The organism is Ciceribacter lividus (assembly GCF_003337715.1).
Classification (GTDB): Bacteria; Pseudomonadota; Alphaproteobacteria; order Rhizobiales; family Rhizobiaceae; genus Allorhizobium; species Allorhizobium lividum.
In genome coordinates, this window is sequence record NZ_QPIX01000001.1 from 653,088 (window position 1) to 671,191 (window position 18,104).

Annotated in this window: 17 protein-coding genes and 1 riboswitch; of the genes, 15 read left to right on the plus strand and 2 right to left on the minus strand. The window is 65.8% G+C overall.

The genetic code is table 11. From position 1 onward, the window contains the following. Positions 1 to 19 precede the first annotated feature (19 nt). From crcB to cobO, 12 genes are all read left to right on the plus strand, one after another. Complete coding sequence (gene crcB, locus DFR48_RS03160; protein ID WP_114361656.1) at positions 20 to 397, plus strand: fluoride efflux transporter CrcB; 378 nt, start codon at positions 20 to 22, stop codon at positions 395 to 397. Positions 398 to 491: 94 nt separating this feature from the next. After that, on the plus strand, positions 492 to 1,484 hold the full coding sequence (locus DFR48_RS03165) for an RluA family pseudouridine synthase (RefSeq protein ID WP_114361657.1): 993 nt from the start codon (positions 492 to 494) through the stop codon (positions 1,482 to 1,484). Next, on the plus strand, positions 1,481 to 2,152 hold the full coding sequence (locus DFR48_RS03170; RefSeq protein WP_114361658.1) for an HAD-IA family hydrolase: 672 nt from the start codon (positions 1,481 to 1,483) through the stop codon (positions 2,150 to 2,152). The genes DFR48_RS03165 and DFR48_RS03170 overlap by 4 nt, the downstream gene beginning before the upstream one ends. Beyond that, positions 2,145 to 2,936: an ATP12 family chaperone protein gene (locus DFR48_RS03175; protein WP_114361659.1), complete on the plus strand. Its 792-nt coding sequence runs from the start codon at positions 2,145 to 2,147 to the stop codon at positions 2,934 to 2,936. Before DFR48_RS03170 ends, DFR48_RS03175 begins: the two co-directional genes overlap by 8 nt. 62 nt (positions 2,937 to 2,998) lie before the next feature. Continuing rightward, positions 2,999 to 3,466 (plus strand): hypothetical protein, encoded by a 468-nt coding sequence (locus tag DFR48_RS03180; RefSeq protein WP_114361660.1) that lies wholly within the window; start codon positions 2,999 to 3,001, stop codon positions 3,464 to 3,466. A gap of 62 nt (positions 3,467 to 3,528) precedes the next feature. Next, positions 3,529 to 3,897: riboswitch (cobalamin riboswitch) on the plus strand. 169 nt (positions 3,898 to 4,066) lie between these two features. Then, the gene (gene cobU / locus DFR48_RS03185) at positions 4,067 to 4,591 is read left to right on the plus strand and encodes a bifunctional adenosylcobinamide kinase/adenosylcobinamide-phosphate guanylyltransferase (RefSeq protein ID WP_245415500.1); all 525 of its coding nucleotides are present in this window, start codon (positions 4,067 to 4,069) and stop codon (positions 4,589 to 4,591) included. A 3-nt stretch (positions 4,592 to 4,594) separates the two neighbouring features. Then, entirely contained in the window at positions 4,595 to 5,674 is a 1,080-nt protein-coding gene (gene cobW, locus DFR48_RS03190; protein WP_114361662.1) for a cobalamin biosynthesis protein CobW, read from the plus strand. A 276-nt stretch (positions 5,675 to 5,950) separates the two neighbouring features. Continuing rightward, positions 5,951 to 10,045, plus strand: coding sequence for a cobaltochelatase subunit CobN (gene cobN, locus DFR48_RS03195; RefSeq protein ID WP_114361663.1), 4,095 nt, complete (start codon positions 5,951 to 5,953; stop codon positions 10,043 to 10,045). 47 nt (positions 10,046 to 10,092) lie between these two features. Further along, positions 10,093 to 10,353, plus strand: a complete 261-nt coding sequence (locus tag DFR48_RS03200) for a type II toxin-antitoxin system Phd/YefM family antitoxin (RefSeq protein WP_114361664.1) — start codon at positions 10,093 to 10,095, stop codon at positions 10,351 to 10,353. Continuing rightward, positions 10,350 to 10,619 (plus strand): Txe/YoeB family addiction module toxin, encoded by a 270-nt coding sequence (locus DFR48_RS03205; RefSeq protein WP_114361665.1) that lies wholly within the window; start codon positions 10,350 to 10,352, stop codon positions 10,617 to 10,619. The genes DFR48_RS03200 and DFR48_RS03205 overlap by 4 nt, the downstream gene beginning before the upstream one ends. Positions 10,620 to 10,702: 83 nt before the next feature. Continuing rightward, positions 10,703 to 11,146 carry a GNAT family N-acetyltransferase gene (locus DFR48_RS03210; protein WP_245415501.1) on the plus strand — a complete coding sequence of 148 codons (444 nt, stop codon included), beginning with the start codon at positions 10,703 to 10,705 and terminating at the stop codon, positions 11,144 to 11,146. Then, a complete protein-coding gene (cobO, locus tag DFR48_RS03215; protein ID WP_425359229.1) occupies positions 11,143 to 11,811 on the plus strand; it encodes a cob(I)yrinic acid a,c-diamide adenosyltransferase in 669 nt (222 codons plus the stop codon). Before DFR48_RS03210 ends, cobO begins: the two co-directional genes overlap by 4 nt. Positions 11,812 to 11,824: 13 nt before the next feature. Here the strand turns inward: cobO and DFR48_RS03220 are convergent, their stop codons facing one another. After that, a complete protein-coding gene (locus DFR48_RS03220) occupies positions 11,825 to 13,147 on the minus strand; it encodes a glycosyltransferase (protein WP_114361667.1) in 1,323 nt (440 codons plus the stop codon). 174 nt (positions 13,148 to 13,321) lie between these two features. Next, positions 13,322 to 14,107 carry a TSUP family transporter gene (locus DFR48_RS03225; protein WP_245415502.1) on the minus strand — a complete coding sequence of 262 codons (786 nt, stop codon included), beginning with the start codon at positions 14,105 to 14,107 and terminating at the stop codon, positions 13,322 to 13,324. A gap of 331 nt (positions 14,108 to 14,438) precedes the next feature. Between DFR48_RS03225 and DFR48_RS03230 the strand changes: the two genes are divergently transcribed. The 3 genes from DFR48_RS03230 (at position 14,439) to cbiE (ending at position 17,974) form a co-directional block, all read left to right on the plus strand. After that, on the plus strand, positions 14,439 to 15,788 hold the full coding sequence (locus DFR48_RS03230) for a sirohydrochlorin chelatase (RefSeq protein WP_114361668.1): 1,350 nt from the start codon (positions 14,439 to 14,441) through the stop codon (positions 15,786 to 15,788). Between the two features lie 319 nt (positions 15,789 to 16,107). Then, positions 16,108 to 16,752 carry a precorrin-8X methylmutase gene (locus DFR48_RS03235; RefSeq protein WP_114361669.1) on the plus strand — a complete coding sequence of 215 codons (645 nt, stop codon included), beginning with the start codon at positions 16,108 to 16,110 and terminating at the stop codon, positions 16,750 to 16,752. Continuing rightward, positions 16,745 to 17,974 (plus strand): precorrin-6y C5,15-methyltransferase (decarboxylating) subunit CbiE, encoded by a 1,230-nt coding sequence (gene cbiE, locus DFR48_RS03240; protein ID WP_114361670.1) that lies wholly within the window; start codon positions 16,745 to 16,747, stop codon positions 17,972 to 17,974. The genes DFR48_RS03235 and cbiE overlap by 8 nt, the downstream gene beginning before the upstream one ends. The last annotated feature ends 130 nt before the right edge of the window (positions 17,975 to 18,104 follow it).

An 18,104-nucleotide genomic window follows, 5' to 3' on the forward strand; every position in this document is an offset into this window, starting at 1 on the left:
AAGAAGAAGAGGACCAGAGGTGAACCAGATCCTCCTCGTAGCCGCCGGCGGCGCGGTCGGCTCGGTCTGCCGCTATCTCGTCGGCATCGGTCTGCTTCGGCTGGCCGGCCCGGCCTTTCCGTGGGGTACGCTTGCCGTCAATCTCGTCGGCTCGTTCGGAATCGGGATCCTGGCGGAGCTGATCGTCGCGCGTTTCGGCGCCTCGCCGGAGATGCGACTTCTGCTGATCACCGGCTTCCTCGGTGGGTTCACGACCTTCTCCGCCTTTGCGCTCGACGCCGTCTCGCTCTTCGAGCGTGGCGAAGCGCTTTCGAGCCTCGTCTATGTCGGCGCGAGCGTCGGCCTCTCGCTCGTTGCGACCGTTGCGGGCATCGGCCTCATGCGTTCGCTGCTCTGAGAGAGCTTTTGCACTTCCCTTCGGCGGGCGAAATGCTCTAAAGGCCCTGATGTGCGGCGTTCGGGCCGCGCGGAAATTTGTCGAAAGAGCAGAAATGGCGGGCGTCGAGCATATCAGGGTGGATGCGGACGAGGCCGGAATGCGGCTTGACCGTTGGTTCAAGGTGCACTTTCCGGGCCTCGGCTTCGGTGCGTTGCAGAAGCTTCTGCGCTCCGGCCAGGTGCGCGTCGACGGCGGCAGGGCGAAGAGCGATACGCGCGTCCAGCCGGATCAGATGATCCGCGTGCCGCCGCTCGACGTCGACGCCAAGGCCAAGACGGGGCCGATCGCCGGCAAGGACCTGAAGCATTCCGGTGACGGCGAACTCCTCTCGCGGATGCTGCTTTACGAGGACGACAAGGTCTTCGTGCTCAACAAGCCGGCTGGCCTTGCCGTACAGGGTGGCTCGGGTGTTACCCGCCACATCGACAAGATGCTCGAGGCCTGGACGAACAAGAAGGGTGAGAAGCCGCGTCTCGTCCATCGTATCGACCGTGACACCTCCGGCGTTCTCGTCGTCGCCCGCTCGCGCGGCGCGGCACAAAAGCTGACGGCCGCCTTCCGCGAACGCGACACCCACAAGATCTATTGGTCGCTGGTGAAGGGTGTGCCGCGCAAGCACGAGGACAAGATCTCGACCTGGCTCGTCAAGGAGCAGACCCCGGACGGTGACCGCATGCGCGTCGCCAAGCACGGCGAGGAGGGGGCAGACCACGCCGTCTCCTACTACCGGGTGATCGACACGGCCGCGCAAAACCTCGCCTGGCTGGAGATGGAGCCCTATACCGGGCGCACCCATCAGCTTCGCGTCCATGCGCTCTACATGGGGCATCCGATCATCGGCGATCCGAAATATTTCATCGACGATCCGAACTGGGATTTTCCGGGCGGCATCCAGAAGCGGTTGCATCTCCACGCCCGCTACATCGACATTCCGCATCCTTCCGGCGGGCGGCTCAAGGTCACGGCGCCGCTGCCGCCACACATGGTGCAGAGCTGGAACCTGCTCGGCTTCGATGAAGCCGACGGGGCGAGGGATGAGGAATGAAGCTCGTTCTCTTCGATTGCGACGGCACGCTCGTCGACAGCGTCTGCCTCATCCATGCGGTGATGACGCGCACCTTCCTTCATTTCGGCCATGCCGCACCGGATGTCGAACACACCAAGGCGATCATCGGCCTGAGCCTCGATCTCGCGATCGCCACCATGCAGGGCAAGCCGGATGTCGATCACGAGGCGGGGGCAATGGCGCTCTACTACAAGGCGGTCTTCGCCGAGGTGCGCGCCGAGCAGGGCTTCGAGGAGCCGCTTTACGACGGGATTGCCGAGGTGATCGCGGCGATGGTTCGCCGCGACGACCTTCTGATCGGTGCGGTGACGGGCAAGTCCCGCCGAGGCCTCGACGGCGTGCTTGAAGCCCACGGGTTGAAGCCCCATTTCGTCGTTTCACGGACGGCGGACGAATGTCCGTCGAAACCCAATCCGGCCATGGTTCTGGAGTGCTGCCGCGAAACCGGCATGGACGCCCGAGATGCGGTTGTCATCGGCGACGCGATCTACGACATGCAGATGGGCAAGGCCGCAGGCGCCCGGGCGATCGGCGTCTCCTGGGGCTATTCGACGACTGCTGCGCTGCTGCTTGCAGGCGCCGACGCCGTCGTCGACCACCCGGCCGACCTTTTGGCCCATGTCATGAAAGGAGCCGTCGATGCGTGACCTTCTCAGCGATTTCGGCCCCGAGCCGAGCGATCCGGACCCGGTGCGCCGCGCGCAGATCCAGATGCAGCGGCCGCAGGCGAAGCGCTTCTACACCGAAGTCGGCACGCGGAACGAAGATGAGGCCGTTGCCATCCTGCTCGACGGTCGCGGCGTGAAGACGCCGGCGAAACGTCCGCTGCGCCTGCCGACGGCCGATGCCGCCGAGCTCGTCGCTTCGGAGTGGCGCGCCCAGGGCGAAACGATCGACCCGGCGACGATGCCGATGACCCGGCTTGCCAATACCGCGATCGACGCCGTCGCCGAACAGATCGACGCCGTGTTCGAGGATATCGTGCGCTACGCCGGCAACGACCTGCTCTGCTACCACGCGGAATCGCCCCAGGAACTCGTCGAACGGCAGGCGCGGCAGTGGGGACCGGTGATCGACTGGGTGGCTTCCTCCCATGGCGCGCGGTTCATTCTTGCGGCCGGCATCGTCCACCAGGCACAGCCACAGGCGGCGATCGACGCCTTCGCCGGTGCGCTCGACAAGTACCGGACGCCGTTCGAACTCGCGGCGTTGCACGTGGTGACGACGCTGACCGGTTCGGCAATCCTGACGCTCGCCTTCGCCGAAGGCTTCCTTTCCACTCCGGAGGTATGGGCGCTCGCTCATCTCGACGAGGACTGGACCGAAGAGCAGTGGGGCGTCGACGAGGAGGCGCAGGCCCGCAGGGCCAAGCGCTTCGAGGAGATGGATGCCGCGGCGCGCCTGTTCCGGGCCGTGCGGGCTGCCGCTTAACGCGGCGCTAACCATAACGGTGACAATCTCTTCCGACCGAATCGGGATCGGATCAGCCTGCCATGTGTCTGCGGTTCTGCCACGCCGTCATCGCCCTTCTTCTTTCCGCTCTGCTGTCGTCGTGCAGCGTCGCGGGCGTCGAGCTCTTGACGCCGCGCAAGGTGTATGAGGTTCGCGACCTGACGGTGCTTGCCGATGTCCGCGTGCCGCAGACCGTGGTCGTCGGCACCGACAGCCGGATCGCCGCGGCGATCGCTGCGACCGTGCCGCGGCCGGAGGCGCCACCGGTGGTGCTCTCGGTGCGGATCGGCTCCTATCGACCCGACATTTCGCCGCTCAACCGCCGCAGCGAGGCAACCGTCACGGTGACCGCGATCTCGGTCATCGACGGTTCTCCGGTCGCCACCGCGACGTTCCCGGTGACGAGCGAAACGGAAACCCCCGATTTCGAGGCGGAGGCGCTCGCCGAGGCGGTCGCCGCGCGCATCCGCTTGCTCTTCGCCTTGAGCATGCCTTCTGCGCGTCAGTGACTGGCTTTGGGGCGGTTTGCAGGCGTTCTGTTCGAATTGACTTCACCGCCGCTTGCGCCTAAGCGTTTTCTCATTCGGATGGTTTCCGCGCCGTCGATACGGAGCGGAACGCAAAAGGGAATGCGACGGTGGGGACCCAAGCCGGGCCTGCCAATCGCAGCCGACCCCGCGACTGTAGAGCGGTGAGGGTCAATCATCCGGTGAGCCGGAATGCCCGCGACGGGTCCGCAAGGCGCGGACGGCGGGTTCTTCGGCGAAGCTGGAAAAGCCACTGGAGTGGCGACACGATCAGCCGGGGCCGGGACGCCTCTATTTCTACGAATCGTCCGCCTCTTCGTGCCGCTTCGAAGCTCCGGGAAGGCGAGATTGCCCCGCTGGCGCTTGGCGCCTCAACCGCGAGCCAGGAGACCTGCCACCCGTGCCGGGCTTTGAAAGCCCATCCTGGGGAAAAATCCCCGTTGCCAGCACGGAGGTTGTCGTGGCGACATCTTGTGATGGCGGGATCGTGCGATCCCGCATTTCCACATCCTTTCTGCCGGGCCGCGCGCCCGGCCCTTTGTCATGTTCGCTTTCACGGCGCGCCACCGCGGAGGTCCGTCCTTGAGCGCGGCCGCCGACCACTGCGTGTTCGTGCTCGGCGGTGCCCGTTCGGGCAAGTCGCGGCATGCGGAATCGCTTGCCGAGGCGAGCGGGCTCGAACGCCACTATGTCGCAACGGGACGCGCCTTCGACGACGAAATGCGCGAACGCATTGCCCTGCATCGCGAAAGCCGCGGCGGGCTCTGGGCGACCCACGAAGAGCCCGTCGACCTCGTCGGCGTTCTCGGGCGCATCGATGCGCCGGACCGTGTCGTGCTCGTCGACTGCCTGACGCTCTGGGTCACGAACCTGATGCTGGACGAACGCGATGTCGCCGCCGAAAGCGCGCGCCTCGTTTCGGTCCTGCCGACGCTTCGGGCGCGGCTGGTCCTCGTTTCGAACGAGGTCGGGCTCGGCATCGTGCCGGAAAACCGCATGGCGCGCGAATTCCGCGACCACGCCGGACGGCTCCACCAGATGGTCGCGGCGGTCGCGACCGAAGTCTATTTCGTTGCGGCGGGACTGCCGCTGAAAATGAAGGGTTGAACCATGCTGCAGCAGAAGATCCCGGCAACCGTCATCACCGGCTTCCTCGGCGCCGGAAAGACGACGATCATCCGCAACATGCTGATGAACGCCGGCGGCAAGAAGATCGCGCTCATCATCAACGAATTCGGCGACCTCGGCGTCGACGGCGAGGTGCTGAAGGGCTGCGGCGCCGACAACTGCACCGAGGACGACATCATCGAGCTCACCAATGGCTGCATCTGCTGCACGGTGGCCGATGATTTCGTGCCGACCATGCAGCGCCTGCTGGAACGCGACGAGCGGCCGGATCACATCGTCATCGAGACCTCCGGTCTCGCCCTGCCGCAGCCGCTGGTCGCCGCCTTCAACTGGCCGGACATCCGCACCCGCGTGACGGTCGACGGCGTGGTGACCGTGGTCGACAGTGCCGCGGTGGCGGCTGGTCGTTTCGCCGACGACCACGACAGGGTCGACGCCATGCGCGAGCAGGATGCCTCGCTCGACCATGACAGCCCGCTCGAGGAGCTCTTCGAGGACCAGCTCACCTGCGCCGATCTCATCGTTCTCAACAAGACCGATCTGCTGGACGGCGAGGGGATTGCCGCGGTCCGCTCCGAGGTTGCTGGACGCATCAACCGCAGGCCGACGCTGGTCGAGGCGAGGAACGGCGAAGTTCCGGCGATCGTGCTGCTCGGCCTCGGCGCTGGTTCGGAGGCCGATATCGAAAACCGCAAGTCGCATCACGAGCTGGAGCATGAGGCTGCCCATGCCTCCGGCGAGGGTCACGACCACCTGCACCACCACGACCACGACGAGTTCGAGAGTTTTGCGCTGCGGCTTCCGGCGATCTCCGATCCGGCGGCCTTCGTCGAGCGGCTGAGGAGTGTCATCGAGGCGCACGACATCCTGCGTCTCAAGGGCTTCGTCGACGTGCCAGGCAAGCCGATGCGGCTGGTCGTCCAGGCGGTCGGCTCGCGCATCGACACCTACTTCGATCGCCCCTGGGCGGCCGGCGAGAAACGGGAGACCCGCCTCGTCGTCATCGGCCTGCACGAATGGGATTTCGCCGCCGTGGTCGATGCGGTCGAGAAGGCGGCCTGAGGACCGATTGAGAGCGATGGACGCATCAGTTACCCCCCTCTGGCCTGCCGGCCATCTCCCCCACAAGGGGGGAGATCACTATGCGGCGACGCTCAGTCATTCTGTTAGCATTAAAGAGGGTCGGTTGGTTGAAGCACGGGTCAAAAGGGTTTGGCGTGAGGCGCGACTTGTCGTCTTCCGGTCTCTCCCCTCGAGGGGGAGATGGCCGGCAGGCCAGAGGGGGGTGATGTCAACGCGATACGCCCCGATCCGAGCTTTTGGGGAAGCGACGCGTCCATGCATCTTCTCCTAGCCCAGAAAGGCTCGATCAGCGACGGCGAGGAGGCGATCGACCTCGGCCAGAGCGCCGGCGACATCGTCTTCCTGACGGCGGCCGACACCGAGCTTTCCGCGATCGCCGCGGCGGTGCGGGCGCGTGGCGAGGCTGGTCCCAGGTGGCGTCTCGCGAGCCTGATGGCGCTCAAGCATCCGATGTCGGTCGACACCTATGTCGAGCGGACCGCGCGCCATGCCCGGCTGATCGTGGTCCGGGCGCTCGGCGGCGCGAGCTACTTCCAGTATGCGCTGGAGGCCCTGCACGCTGCGGCATCTCGGTCGGGCGCCGTGATCGCCGTGCTTCCGGGCGACGACAAGCCGGACGAGGGGCTTTCCGGCTTTTCCAACGTGCCGATGGAGGATCTTGCAGCACTCTGGGCCTATCTGATCGAGGGCGGCGACGCCAATGCCGGCGGCTTCGTCGCCTATGCCGAGGCGCTCGTCGCCGGAACCGAGAAGCCGGAGCCGGCGCGGCCGCTGCTCAAGGCCGGCATCTGGTGGCCGGGCCGTGGCGTGATCGGCGTGGAGGAATGGGGGCGGTGTAGCGGTTTTGCGCCCCCCTCTGGCCTGCCGGCCATCTCCCCCACAGGGGGGGAGATCGGAGGTGGCGGCCACGCCGCACCACCTCCGGGGTTGGAATTTGCGGTAGGCGATTCTGAGGGCACGGCGCCAGCTGAGGCTGGCGCTTGCCGCGAGCGGCTCTCCCCCCATGTGGGGGAGATGCCCGGCAGGGCAGAGGGGGGGAAACAAGCGTCGACGTCCGTCGTTGCCATCTGCTTCTACCGCGCGCTCGTCCAGAGCGGCGAGACGAAGCCGGTGGAGGCCCTGATCGACGCCTTGAAGGCCGAAGGGCTTGCCGCATTGCCTGTCTTCGTCTCGAGCCTCAAGGATGCGGTCTCCGTCGATACCCTCAGGGCAATTTTTGCTGATGCGCCGCCCGCCGTGGTGATCAATGCGACGGGCTTTGCCGTTTCCGCGCCGGGTGCCGAGCGTCGGGCGACCGTCCTTGATGAAGGCGGAGCCGTCGTCCTGCAGGCGATCTTTTCGGCTTCCGCGAAGGATGCATGGCAAGCATCGAGCCAGGGGCTTTCGGCACGCGATCTCGCCATGAACGTGGCGCTCCCCGAAGTCGACGGCCGGGTGCTCGCCCGTGCCGTCTCGTTCAAGTCGGCGGCCCGGTTCGACGAGCGCGTCGAGGCGAACATCGTCACCCACGAGCCCGAGCCGGGGCGGACGGCCTTCGTCGCGGCGCTCGCCGCCCGCTGGGCGCGTCTCAGGCAGACACCGGCCGCCGATCGGCGGGTGGCGCTTATCATGGCGAACTATCCGAACCGTGACGGCCGTCTCGGCAACGGCGTCGGCCTCGATACGCCGGCCGGAACGGTCGAGGCGCTGCGCGCCATGGAAAGGGCCCGCTATGCGGTCGGCGACGTGCCGGAGGACGGCGACGCCCTGATGGCGCATCTGATGGCCGGACCGACGAATGCCGCAAATGACGGGCGCGAGATCCGCGAAACGATTTCCCTCAACCAGTACAAGGCCTTCTTCGAAACGCTGCCGAAAGCGATTCAGGATGAAGTCGAGGCCCGCTGGGGCACGCCGGAGACCGACCCGTTCTTCATCGACGGGCGGTTCGCGCTGCCGCTGTCGCGGTTCGGCAATCTGTTCGTCGGCATCCAGCCGGCGCGCGGGTACAACATCGATCCCAAGGAGAGCTATCACTCTCCCGACCTCGTGCCTCCGCACGGCTATCTCGCCTTCTATGCGCATCTGAGGACGGTCTTCGACGCCCATGCGGTGATCCACATGGGCAAGCACGGCAATCTGGAATGGCTGCCGGGCAAGGCGCTGGCGTTGTCGGAAACCTGCTATCCGGAGGCCGTGTTCGGCCCGCTGCCGCATCTCTACCCCTTCATCGTCAACGATCCGGGCGAGGGCACCCAGGCCAAGCGCCGAACCTCCGCCGTCATCATCGACCACCTGACGCCGCCGCTGACGCGCGCCGAAAGCTACGGGCCGCTGAAGGACCTGGAAGCGCTGGTCGACGAGTACTACGAGGCAGCCGGCGGCGATCCCCGACGCCTGAAGCTGCTGAAGAAGCAGATCCTCGACCTCGTCGCCGACATCGGCCTCGACGAGGATGCGGGGATCGCCAAGGGCGAGGCGGAGGAACGCGCGCTCGAAAAGCTCGACGCCTATCTCTGCGACCTCAAGGAGATGCAGATCCGCGACGGCCTGCACATCTTCGGCCTTGCGCCCGAAGGCCGGCTGCTGACCGACCTGACCGTCGCTCTGGCCCGTGTGCCGCGGGGGCTGGGCGAGGGCGGCGACGCCAGCCTGCAGCGGGCGATCGCGGGGGATGCTTTCGGAGGAAACCCCTCCCCAACCCCTCCCCACAAGGGGGAGGGGCTGCCACTCGCGCCCGGCGCGCGCCCAGAGGAGCAAGGCGAGCCGCGCGTTGTCTCCCCCCTTGTGGGGGAGTTGGCCGGCAGGCCAGAGGGGGAGATTTTGGACGCTGACCGTTCCTTCGATCCCCTCGACTGCGTGATGTCCGACCCCTGGAACGGACCGCGGCCGGCGATCCTTGCTGACATTGACGACCAGCCGTGGCGTACCAGAGGCGACACGGTCGAGCGCATCGAACTGCTGGCCGCAAGGCTGGTGGCGGGCGAGGTGACGTGTCCCGAAACGTGGGTGCGGACCCGCGCGGTGCTCGACGAGATCGAAAACCGGCTGAAGCCGTCGGTCGTCGCCTGCGGTCCGGCCGAAATCGAAGGCTTGCTCACCGGCCTTGCTGGCCGCTTCGTGCCGCCTGGCCCCTCCGGCGCGCCGACGCGCGGCCGGCCGGACGTGCTGCCGACGGGCCGCAATTTCTACTCGGTCGACAGCCGCGCGGTGCCGACGCCGGCGGCCTATGAGCTCGGCAAGAAGTCCGCCGAACTGCTGATCGCCCGTTACGTGCAGGATCACGGCGAGTGGCCGACGTCCTTCGGCCTCACCGCCTGGGGCACCTCGAACATGCGCACGGGCGGCGACGACATCGCCCAGGCGCTCGCGCTTCTCGGCGTCAAGCCGCTCTGGGACATGGCCTCCCGCCGCGTCACCGGCTTCGAGATCGTTCCGCAGGCCGTCCTCGGCCGGCCGCGCGTCGATGTGACGCTCAGGATTTCCGGCTTCTTCCGCGATGCCTTTCCCGAGCAGATCACCCTTTTCGACCGCGCAGTCCGCGCCGTCGGCGCCCTCGACGAGGACGAGGCCGACAACCCGGTTGCCGCCCGCATGCGGGAGGAGGTCGCGCGGCTCCGCGAAGCGGGCATGGACGAGGCCTCGTCCGCCCGCCGCGCCGGCTACCGCGTCTTCGGTTCCAAGCCCGGCGCCTATGGCGCAGGCCTCCAGGCGCTGATCGACGAGAAGGGCTGGGAGCGCCGCGACGATCTCGCCGAAGCCTATCTCGTCTGGGGCGGCTATGCCTATGGCGCCGGGGAGGAAGGAAAGGCCGAGCGCGGGCTCTTCGAGGAGCGGCTGAGGTCGGTGCAGGCGGTCGTGCAAAACCAGGACAATCGCGAGCACGACCTCCTCGACAGCGACGACTACTACCAGTTCGAGGGCGGGATGACTGCGGCCGTCGAGCATGTGTCCGGCCATCGGCCGAGCGTCTATCACAACGACCACTCCCGCCCGGAACGGCCGGTCGTGCGCTCGCTCGAGGAGGAGATTGGCCGTGTCGTGCGGGCGCGGGTCGTCAACCCGAAATGGATCGAGGGCGTCATGCGCCACGGCTACAAGGGCGCCTTCGAGATCGCCGCGACGGTCGACTACATGTTCGCCTTTTCGGCGACCACCGGAGCGGTGCGCGACCATCATTTCGAGGCGGTCTACCGGGCCTTCATCCTCGACGAGCGGGTGCGCGACTTCATGGCGGAGAAAAACCCGGCGGCGCTCGAGGAGATGTCGGCCCGGCTGATCGAGGCGATCGACCGCGGGTTGTGGACGCCGAAGAGCAATTCGGCGATGTTCGACCTGACACGGCTTGCCGGCGGGGATGCCGATGCTTGAAACAGGTGACGGAGACATGTACATATATATGTACATGGAGGTGCCCTATGGCGCATGTGAATGTCAGTGAGTTTCGTCAGAACCTTGCAGCCCATCTCGATGAAGTCACAGACAGCCGCGCGCCGCTGGTCGTGACCCGCGGCAAAGGCAAGTCCGTCGTCGTGCTTGCGGAAGAAGAATATGAAAGCATGGTCGAGACCCTGCATCTCCTCGCCAGTCCCATCAATGCCGAGCACCTGCGGGCATCGATTGCCGAGCTTGATGCGGGGCAGGGAGCCGAGCGGGCTCTTGCCGGTAAGACGCCGTGAGGCACGTCTGGTCGGAGCGCTCCTGGGCCGACTACCTCTGCTGGCAGGAGACGGACCGCGCCATGCTCGACAAGATCAAACTCCTGATCCGGGAATGCATGCGCACGCCGTTCTCCGGCACCGGAAAACCCGAACCGCTCAAGGGAGAGCTTCAGGGTTTCTGGTCCCGGCGCATCACGGGCGAGCATCGGCTGGTCTATCGCATCAGCGGTTCCGGCGACGCACAGGAATTGCAGGCCGCGGCATGCCGCTATCATTATCGTTGAAATTCGCGAAAAAATGAGATGATCGTCGAACACGAAGGCGGCGACTGACCTCCAGTCGGCGATTACCTGCCGAAGGCCGAATGATGGGTTTCGATATGACGGGCATGATGGATATAGTCGTGGTTGATGGCGATGACGCTGGAGAACTGGCTGCGGCGCTCGATGCCATTCTCGACCGCTCTGCCGAAGAGGTCGGTCGCCCCTTTGCCGGAGAGCGTCTCCATCTGAAAGTCACGGATGGCGACGGCTCCTTGCTGGGCGGGCTGGTTGCCGAGCGGCTGCAGGGCTGGCTCTATGTCAAAGGGCTGGCGGTCGATGTGAAAGTGCGCAATTCGGGTATCGGAGAGCGGCTTCTGGCACGGGCCGAAGCGTCTGCCAGAGACGAGCAACTGGCAGGCGTGTATCTGGATACCTTCGAGTTCCAGGCGCCGCGATTCTACCAGCAGCATGGATACCGGGAAATCGGTCGTCTGCCGGCAGCAGGCAACGCCCCGCAGCGTATCTGGTTTGCAAAGACATTCGAATGACAAGGGAGACGAGCACTGTGAGCGAAGACCTTTCCGCCGGCGACAGCAATGCCTCAAGCGACGCCGATCTTGCCCGCCACGCGGAGAAGATGGCCAAGAAGAAGGCCGCGCGCGACAAGATCATGGCCACCAAGACCGACGAGAAGGGCCTGATCATCGTCCACACCGGCAAGGGCAAGGGCAAGTCGTCGGCCGCCTTCGGCATGATCTTTCGGCACATCGCGCACGGCAAGAAATGCGCGGTCGTGCAGTTCATCAAGGGCGCCATGTCGACCGGCGAGCGCGACCTGATCCTCAGGCACTTCTCCGACCTTTGCGAATTCCACACCATGGGCGAGGGCTTTACCTGGGAGACTCAGGACAAGGCGCGCGATATCGCGATGGCCAGGGCCGCTTGGGAGAAGGCGAAGGAACTGATCCGCGACCCGTCGAACTCGATGGTGCTGCTCGACGAGATCAACATCGCCATCCGCTACGACTACATCGACATCGGCGAGGTCGTCGACTTTCTCACGAACGAGAAGCCGGAAATGACCCATGTCGTGCTGACCGGCCGCAACGCCAAGGACGAGCTGATCGAGATCGCCGACCTGGTGACCGAGATGGAGCTCGTCAAGCATCCGTTCCGTTCCGGCATCAAGGCACAGATCGGGGTGGAATTCTGAAAGGCAACCTCGCTCAATGTGATGATGGGCCGGCTCCAGGTGTCGTCTGACGGTCCAACGAAGCTGGGTTGGATCGAATCAGGCCCCACGCCTCCAGGGTGCCGATTGCAGTATCGACGCCGTCTTCCCGTCTGAGCCGTTGGCCGAGCTCTGCGGCGGCGCGCTGCATGGCAGGATCTTCGACGGCACGCAGGGCTTTTTGCAGGCGTGCTTCGGTCATCTGGCTTCGCCGGATCGGAGGCGGTGCCGCGCCGAGCCGCTGGAGACGGGATGCCCAGAAAGGCTGATCGCCGAAGACGGGCACAATGATGGAGGGGATGCCGGCGCGTGCGGCTGCGATCGAAGTTCCCGCACCCCCGTGATGGATTGCGGCCGCCATTAGCGGCAGCAACCAGTCATGCGGCACATGTTGGACGACGTGGATGAGCGGGCAATCTGCAATTTCTCCGCTCTGCAGTCCGCCCCAGCCCGTCGCCAGAACGAAGCGTCGGCCGGTCTCGCGTGCGACCCTGGCCATGGTCCCGGTCAAGGCATCGGCGTCGATATTTGTCATGCTTCCGAAGCCCGCATAGATCGGCCTCGGTCCGGAAAGCAGGAATGTTGTCAGTTCGGGCGAGGGTTTATACTCGGACGAAGCCGGCAAGACCCAAGCTCCCGTCACCTGGACCGTGTCGGGCCACTCGGGGTCCGGCGGTACCAGTGTGGGGCTGTAGCCGAACAGCCTGAGATGGCGTGACTGGATACCGGAGAGCGGTCCGGGTGCCGTATAGGGATCGAGTCCCAGCCCAGGACGCACAACCTCTTGATATGCCGGTGCCATCACACTCCAGACAAGACGGCGTGACAGGCGACCGAGAAGCCGGTTGGCAGCGCCGGGCAGACGATACATCCAGCGTGGCAGCGGCATGAGGGGCGGATTTCTGGACGGCAGCGTGGGGACAAGTTGCGTCTCGGCCACAGGAAGGTCGAGCCGTTCCGCGATCGAATCCGCCAGCAGGAAGACCATGCCATTGCCGATCAGCAGATCCGCATCCGCCGCCGCCGCCATGCCTTGTCTCGGCCAGTCCTCCGCGAGCATCCTAAGGCGGTCGCGAAACTTGCGGGCCATGTCGGGTGTCGAAAGTCCCTGCTTGTGCAGATCCGGGTCCTCATGCATCCAGCTGCGGAAATCTCCCGACAGCGGGCGATAGTTGAGGCCATGGGCGGTGACGAGATCAGCACAACTTTTGTCCGTGGCGATGGTGATGATGTGGCCCTTGCGCGCCAGGCCAACGCCCAGGGCGACCAGTGGCCGCACGTCCCCCTCCGTGCCGATGGTGAAGATGGTGACACGCATGGCCTGTTTCCTGAGCCAAAATCGATACTTGAAAGGCGACCTGATGAATGACGGCCGTCATCGTGTGCAGGCGCCGTGCCTGCGTCAATTCGCAAGGATCTAGGGGTGTTCGACGTTTTCAGGCCGTGTGTGTGCCGAAATGGGTGAGGTTCGCAGAGCCGGGATGGGCTGTCGTCAAACCCCGAGCCACATCCTGACCGGATTGGCGGGATCGGCGAGCAGCTTCGTGGCAAGGGCGAGGCAGGTGACGACGAGGAGCGGGCGAATGATCTTCGCGCCGTTGCGCATGGCAAGCCGCGACCCGGTCTGGGCGCCGAGGAACTGGCCGAGGCCCATCAGCAGCCCGATCTTCCAGAGCACGGCGCCGGTCATCAGGAAGACCAGGAAGGCGCCGACATTGGAGCCGAGGTTGAGGAGCTTGGTGTGGGCCGTCGCCTTCAGCATGCCGAAGCCGGCGAGCGAGACGAAGGCGAGCATGAAGAAGGAGCCGGTGCCCGGGCCGAAGACGCCGTCGTAGAGGCCGATTACAGGCACGATGGTGACGCCGAAGAGGACGTTTGAGAGGCGGCGGTGCCGGTCTTCGTCGCTGAGGTTCGGCTTGAAGGCGAAATAGAGGGCGATGGCGACGAGCAGGAAGGGCATCAGCATCCGCAGTACCTCGCCGGGGACGATGGTTGCGATCATTGCCCCGACGGCGCCGCCGAGGACTGCCATTGCCGCCATCGGGCGCTGCGCCTTCAGGTCGACATGGCCTTTACGTGCATAGGCAAGTGTGGCCGACAGCGCGCCGAATTGCGACTGCAGCTTGTTGGTGCCGAGCGTTTCGAGCGGCGGGATGCCGGCGATCAGCATGGCCGGAATGGTGATCAGACCGCCGCCGCCGGCGATCGAATCGACGAAGCCCGCCACGAAGGCCGCGATGAACAGGAGGACGAAGGCTTGCAGGGCGAGATCGGCCACGAAACGACTCTTTCGGGGGAAGGTTGAGGACGCCGGCACTCTTGCACCAGCGATCCGCGCGCGGCAACCGTCTTGCCGCATGTCGTCGCGCGACTCGGGGCCGTGGCGCAGACTCCACAGCTTCCGGCGCAATCCGGTTTGACCGCGGCCATGGGCTTCGGTAAACCACTCGCTAATGTGCGACGGCGCCTGTTTGACAGGCTGGAAATAGTCCGGTGCGGCCGACCCAAGTCGGGGGCCAATTCCGGAGCTGTCCCGATGGCCGCAGGACCGCTTGACGGTTCTGGCGCTTCGTACATGTGGAAAGCAACGAAGCAGGAGGCCGGAAAGAATGACGGAAAAATTCGGAATCATGGTCTGCGGACACGGTAGCCGCAACCAGAACGCCGCGCGCGAATTCGCGGTGATCGCCGAAGCCTTGAAAGCGCGCAATCCGGACATGCCGGTCGAATACGGCTATCTGGAGTTCTGCAATCCGGTGATCTCGGCCGGCCTCGACAAGCTGAGGGGGGAAGGCGTCACGCGGGTGCTGGCGATCCCCGGCATGCTCTTTGCCGCCGGCCACGCCAAGAACGACATCCCGTCGGTGCTCAACACCTACCAGGCGCAGAATCCGGGTATGGTCATCGAATATGGCCGTGAACTCGGCATCGATCTCAAGATGATCCGCGCCGCCGGCGATCGCATCCAGGAGGCGGTCGACAAGGCAAATGCCGAACTGGGCTTCGTCGACAAGCACGAGACGCTGCTGATGGTCGTCGGCCGCGGCTCCTCCGATCCGGATGCCAATTCGAACGCCGCCAAAGTAATGCGCATGCTCTGGGAGGGCATGGGCTTCGGCTGGGGCGAGACGTGCTATTCCGGCGTGACCTTCCCGCTCGTCGAGCCCGGCCTCGAACACGCCGCCCGGCTCGGCTACAAGCGCGTCATCGTGTTTCCCTATTTCCTCTTCACCGGCGTGCTGGTGAAGCGGATCTACTCCTACACCGACGAGGTGGCGGCCCGTCATCCCGAAATACAGTTTGTCAAGGCGAGCTACCTGAATGACCATCCGCTGGTGCTCGAGGCCTTCCAGGATCGCGTCGGGGAAGTGCTGAACGGCGCGGCAGTGATGAACTGCCAGATGTGCAAATATCGCGAGCAGGTGCTCGGCTTCGAGGCCGATCTCGGCCAACGCCAAGAAAGCCACCACCACCACGTGGAAGGCATCGGCGGCGGGCTGGAAGACTGTCCCTGCAAGGGCGACTGCGACGCCTCCTGCCGCGATCCGGACTTCTGCAGGGAGCATGGGCTGCCCTGGACGCCCGTTCATTCCCACGCGGAGCCGAACGACCTCGAACCGGCCTTCGACTACGCGGCTTCGACCACGCTCGGCGGCAAGTACGGCCATCTCCTGAATGCAACGCCTGATGCCGAACTCGACGCGGTTATGAACGCGCCGTTGAGCGGCAAGGCGCATGTCCACGAGCACGGCCCGAACTGCGGCTGCGGACATCATCATGGCGATCATCACCATGGCCACGACCACGATCATCACCACCATCACGACCATGACCACGACCATGGACATGCGCACCATCATGGCCACGGGCATGGCCATGATCACGATCACGGACACCACCACGCACCGTATCCGCATGCGGACCATCCGCTCGGCCCGAGGTCTATGCAGAAGAAATGATGATGGTTTTCGCCGGGTCACCCCCCTCTGGCCTGCCGGCCATCTCCCCCTCAAGGGGGGAGATCGGTATGCGGCGCGGACATCGCCAAAACAGGTTTGGCCGCGAGCAAAGCGTTGGCGGCGCCGATGATAGGTTGGCCATCCGTGAAACGGCTGCAGTCATGCGCCATGCGGCAAATCCGAAGGTCGAAAGCGCCGGCTCCGGATGTCCGGACGGTGCTCCGCGAACACGTGCCATTGCGGCGGGAGCGAGAGGTTGCGGCAGGTCGATCTCCCCCCTTGAGGGGGAGATGCCCGGCAGGGCAGAGGGGGGTATCTATTGACCACTCCGCTCGATTACATCCGCGATCCTGCAGAGATCTACCGCCGGTCCTTCGAGACGATCCGGCGCGAGGCCGATTTGTCGCGGTTTTCCAACGGCATGGAGGCGCTGGCTGTCAGGTTGATTCACGCCTGCGGGATGGTCGATCTCGCTGGCGACATCGCCTTTTCGGACGGCGCCTTCGAGGCCGGTGCTGCGGCACTCGCCGGCGGTGCGCCGATCCTCTGCGATGCCGAGATGGTTCGCCACGGCATCATCCGCCGGCTGTTGCCGGCCGGAAACGAGGTGATATGCCTCATCGCCGACGAGCGCGTGCGCCCGAAGGCGGCCGAAATCGGCAACACCCGCTCGGCCGCCCAGATCGATCTCTGGGGCGAGCGGCTCGGCGGCGCGGTGGTGGCGATCGGCAATGCCCCGACGGCGCTCTTCCGGCTTCTCGAACGGCTGGATGCCGGCGCGCCGAAGCCGGCGCTGATCCTCGGCTTTCCGGTCGGTTTCGTCGGTGCCGCGGAGAGCAAGGAGGCGCTGATCGCCGATCCGCGCGGCGTGCCGTTCATCGCCGTCCGGGGGCGCCGTGGTGGCTCGGCCATGGCGTCGGCCGCCGTCAACGCGCTCGCCGGAGGGTTAGGCACCAATGACTAGGCGCTGGCTTGCCATCATCGGCGTCGGCGACAACGGCCTCGCAAGCCTCACGCCCGAGGCGCAGGCTCTGCTCTGGCAGGCCGAGACCATCGTGCTCGGCGAGCGGCTCGATGGCGTGCTCGAAGGCGGTCACCTTCCGGGGCTGAAACGTGTGCTCAACTGGAGCGGCGGCTTTCGTGAAACCCTGCAGGAGGTACTGAAGCTGCGCGGAACGCCGGTGACGGTGCTCGCCACCGGCGATCCCATGCATTTCGGCATCGGGGCGACGCTGCGACGCTACGTGTCGGCGGACGAGATGGCCGTGCTGCCGTCGCCGTCGGCCTTCTCGCTCGCCGCCGCCCGGCTCGGCTGGCCGCTGCAGTCGGTGGCGCAGATCTCGCTGCACGGGCGGCCGCTTTCGCACCTCAACCGGCACCTGCTGCCGGGCGCGCGCATCCTTGCGCTGACCTCGGGGGTGGAAACGGTGCGCGAGGCGGCGAACCTTCTCGTCCGCCGCGGCTTCGGCGCCTCGGTGATCACCGTGCTCGATCACATGGGCGGACCTGCGGAGCGGATCACCGCGATGAGCGCCGAGGCTTTCGCGACCGAGGCACCGCCGATTTCGGAGTTCAACACGCTGGCCATCGATTGCGCCGCCGACGGACCGCTTCTTGCGCCGGTGCCGGGTCTTCCGGACGAGGCCTTCGTGCATGATGGCCAGCTGACGAAACGCGAGGTGAGGGCGGCGACGCTTTCGCTGCTCGCGCCTTTTCCGAATGCCCTGCTCTGGGATGTCGGCGCCGGTTGCGGTTCGATTGCTGTCGAGTGGCTGCGTTGCGGCATGGGCACCCAGGCGGTGGCGATCGAGGCGCGCGCTGAACGGGTGACGATGATCCGCACCAATGCCGAAACGCTCGGCGTTCCGGACCTCCAGGTGGTCGAGGCGCCGGCCCCGGAAGGGCTCGAAGGACTCGATGCGCCGGATCGGATCTTCATCGGTGGCGGCTTGACCCATGCCGGCGTTTTTGAGGATTGCTGGGCGGCGCTGAAACCCGGCGGCCGGCTCGTCGCCAATGCGGTGACGATCGAAGGTGAGGCGAGGCTTGCGGATCTCAGGGGCCTTCACGGCGGCGAACTCACCCGCATCTCGGTGTCGCGCGGCGCGCCGGTCGGGCGCTATTGCGGCTGGAAGCCGCTGATGCCGGTGACCATCTGGTCGGTGACGAAGGGGGAGAGCGCGTGATGCGGTTCGCTTTTCAATGCCCCCTCTGGCCTGCCGGCCATCTCCCCCACAAGGGGGGAGAGACCCGCGCCGCCAACGTGCTGCGCGCCCGCCGCTCGCTTCGCACGGACATTGCCTTCTGGGCGTTAAC

Bases quoted from the DNA above. Each gene is read 5' to 3' on its own strand.
- DFR48_RS03180 (WP_114361660.1), top strand. From the start codon at position 2,999: ATGTGTCTGCGGTTCTGCCACGCCGTCATCGCCCTTCTTCTTTCCGCT.
- cbiE (WP_114361670.1), top strand. From the start codon at position 16,745: ATGACTAGGCGCTGGCTTGCCATCATCGGCGTCGGCGACAACGGCCTC.
- cobN (WP_114361663.1), top strand. From the start codon at position 5,951: ATGCATCTTCTCCTAGCCCAGAAAGGCTCGATCAGCGACGGCGAGGAG.
- DFR48_RS03200 (WP_114361664.1), top strand. From the start codon at position 10,093: ATGGCGCATGTGAATGTCAGTGAGTTTCGTCAGAACCTTGCAGCCCAT.
- DFR48_RS03210 (WP_245415501.1), top strand. From the start codon at position 10,703: ATGGGTTTCGATATGACGGGCATGATGGATATAGTCGTGGTTGATGGC.
- DFR48_RS03170 (WP_114361658.1), top strand. From the start codon at position 1,481: ATGAAGCTCGTTCTCTTCGATTGCGACGGCACGCTCGTCGACAGCGTC.
- DFR48_RS03220 (WP_114361667.1), bottom strand. From the start codon at position 13,147: ATGCGTGTCACCATCTTCACCATCGGCACGGAGGGGGACGTGCGGCCA.
- cobO (WP_425359229.1), top strand. From the start codon at position 11,143: ATGACAAGGGAGACGAGCACTGTGAGCGAAGACCTTTCCGCCGGCGAC.
- DFR48_RS03165 (WP_114361657.1), top strand. From the start codon at position 492: ATGGCGGGCGTCGAGCATATCAGGGTGGATGCGGACGAGGCCGGAATG.
- cobW (WP_114361662.1), top strand. From the start codon at position 4,595: ATGCTGCAGCAGAAGATCCCGGCAACCGTCATCACCGGCTTCCTCGGC.
- DFR48_RS03230 (WP_114361668.1), top strand. From the start codon at position 14,439: ATGACGGAAAAATTCGGAATCATGGTCTGCGGACACGGTAGCCGCAAC.
- DFR48_RS03175 (WP_114361659.1), top strand. From the start codon at position 2,145: ATGCGTGACCTTCTCAGCGATTTCGGCCCCGAGCCGAGCGATCCGGAC.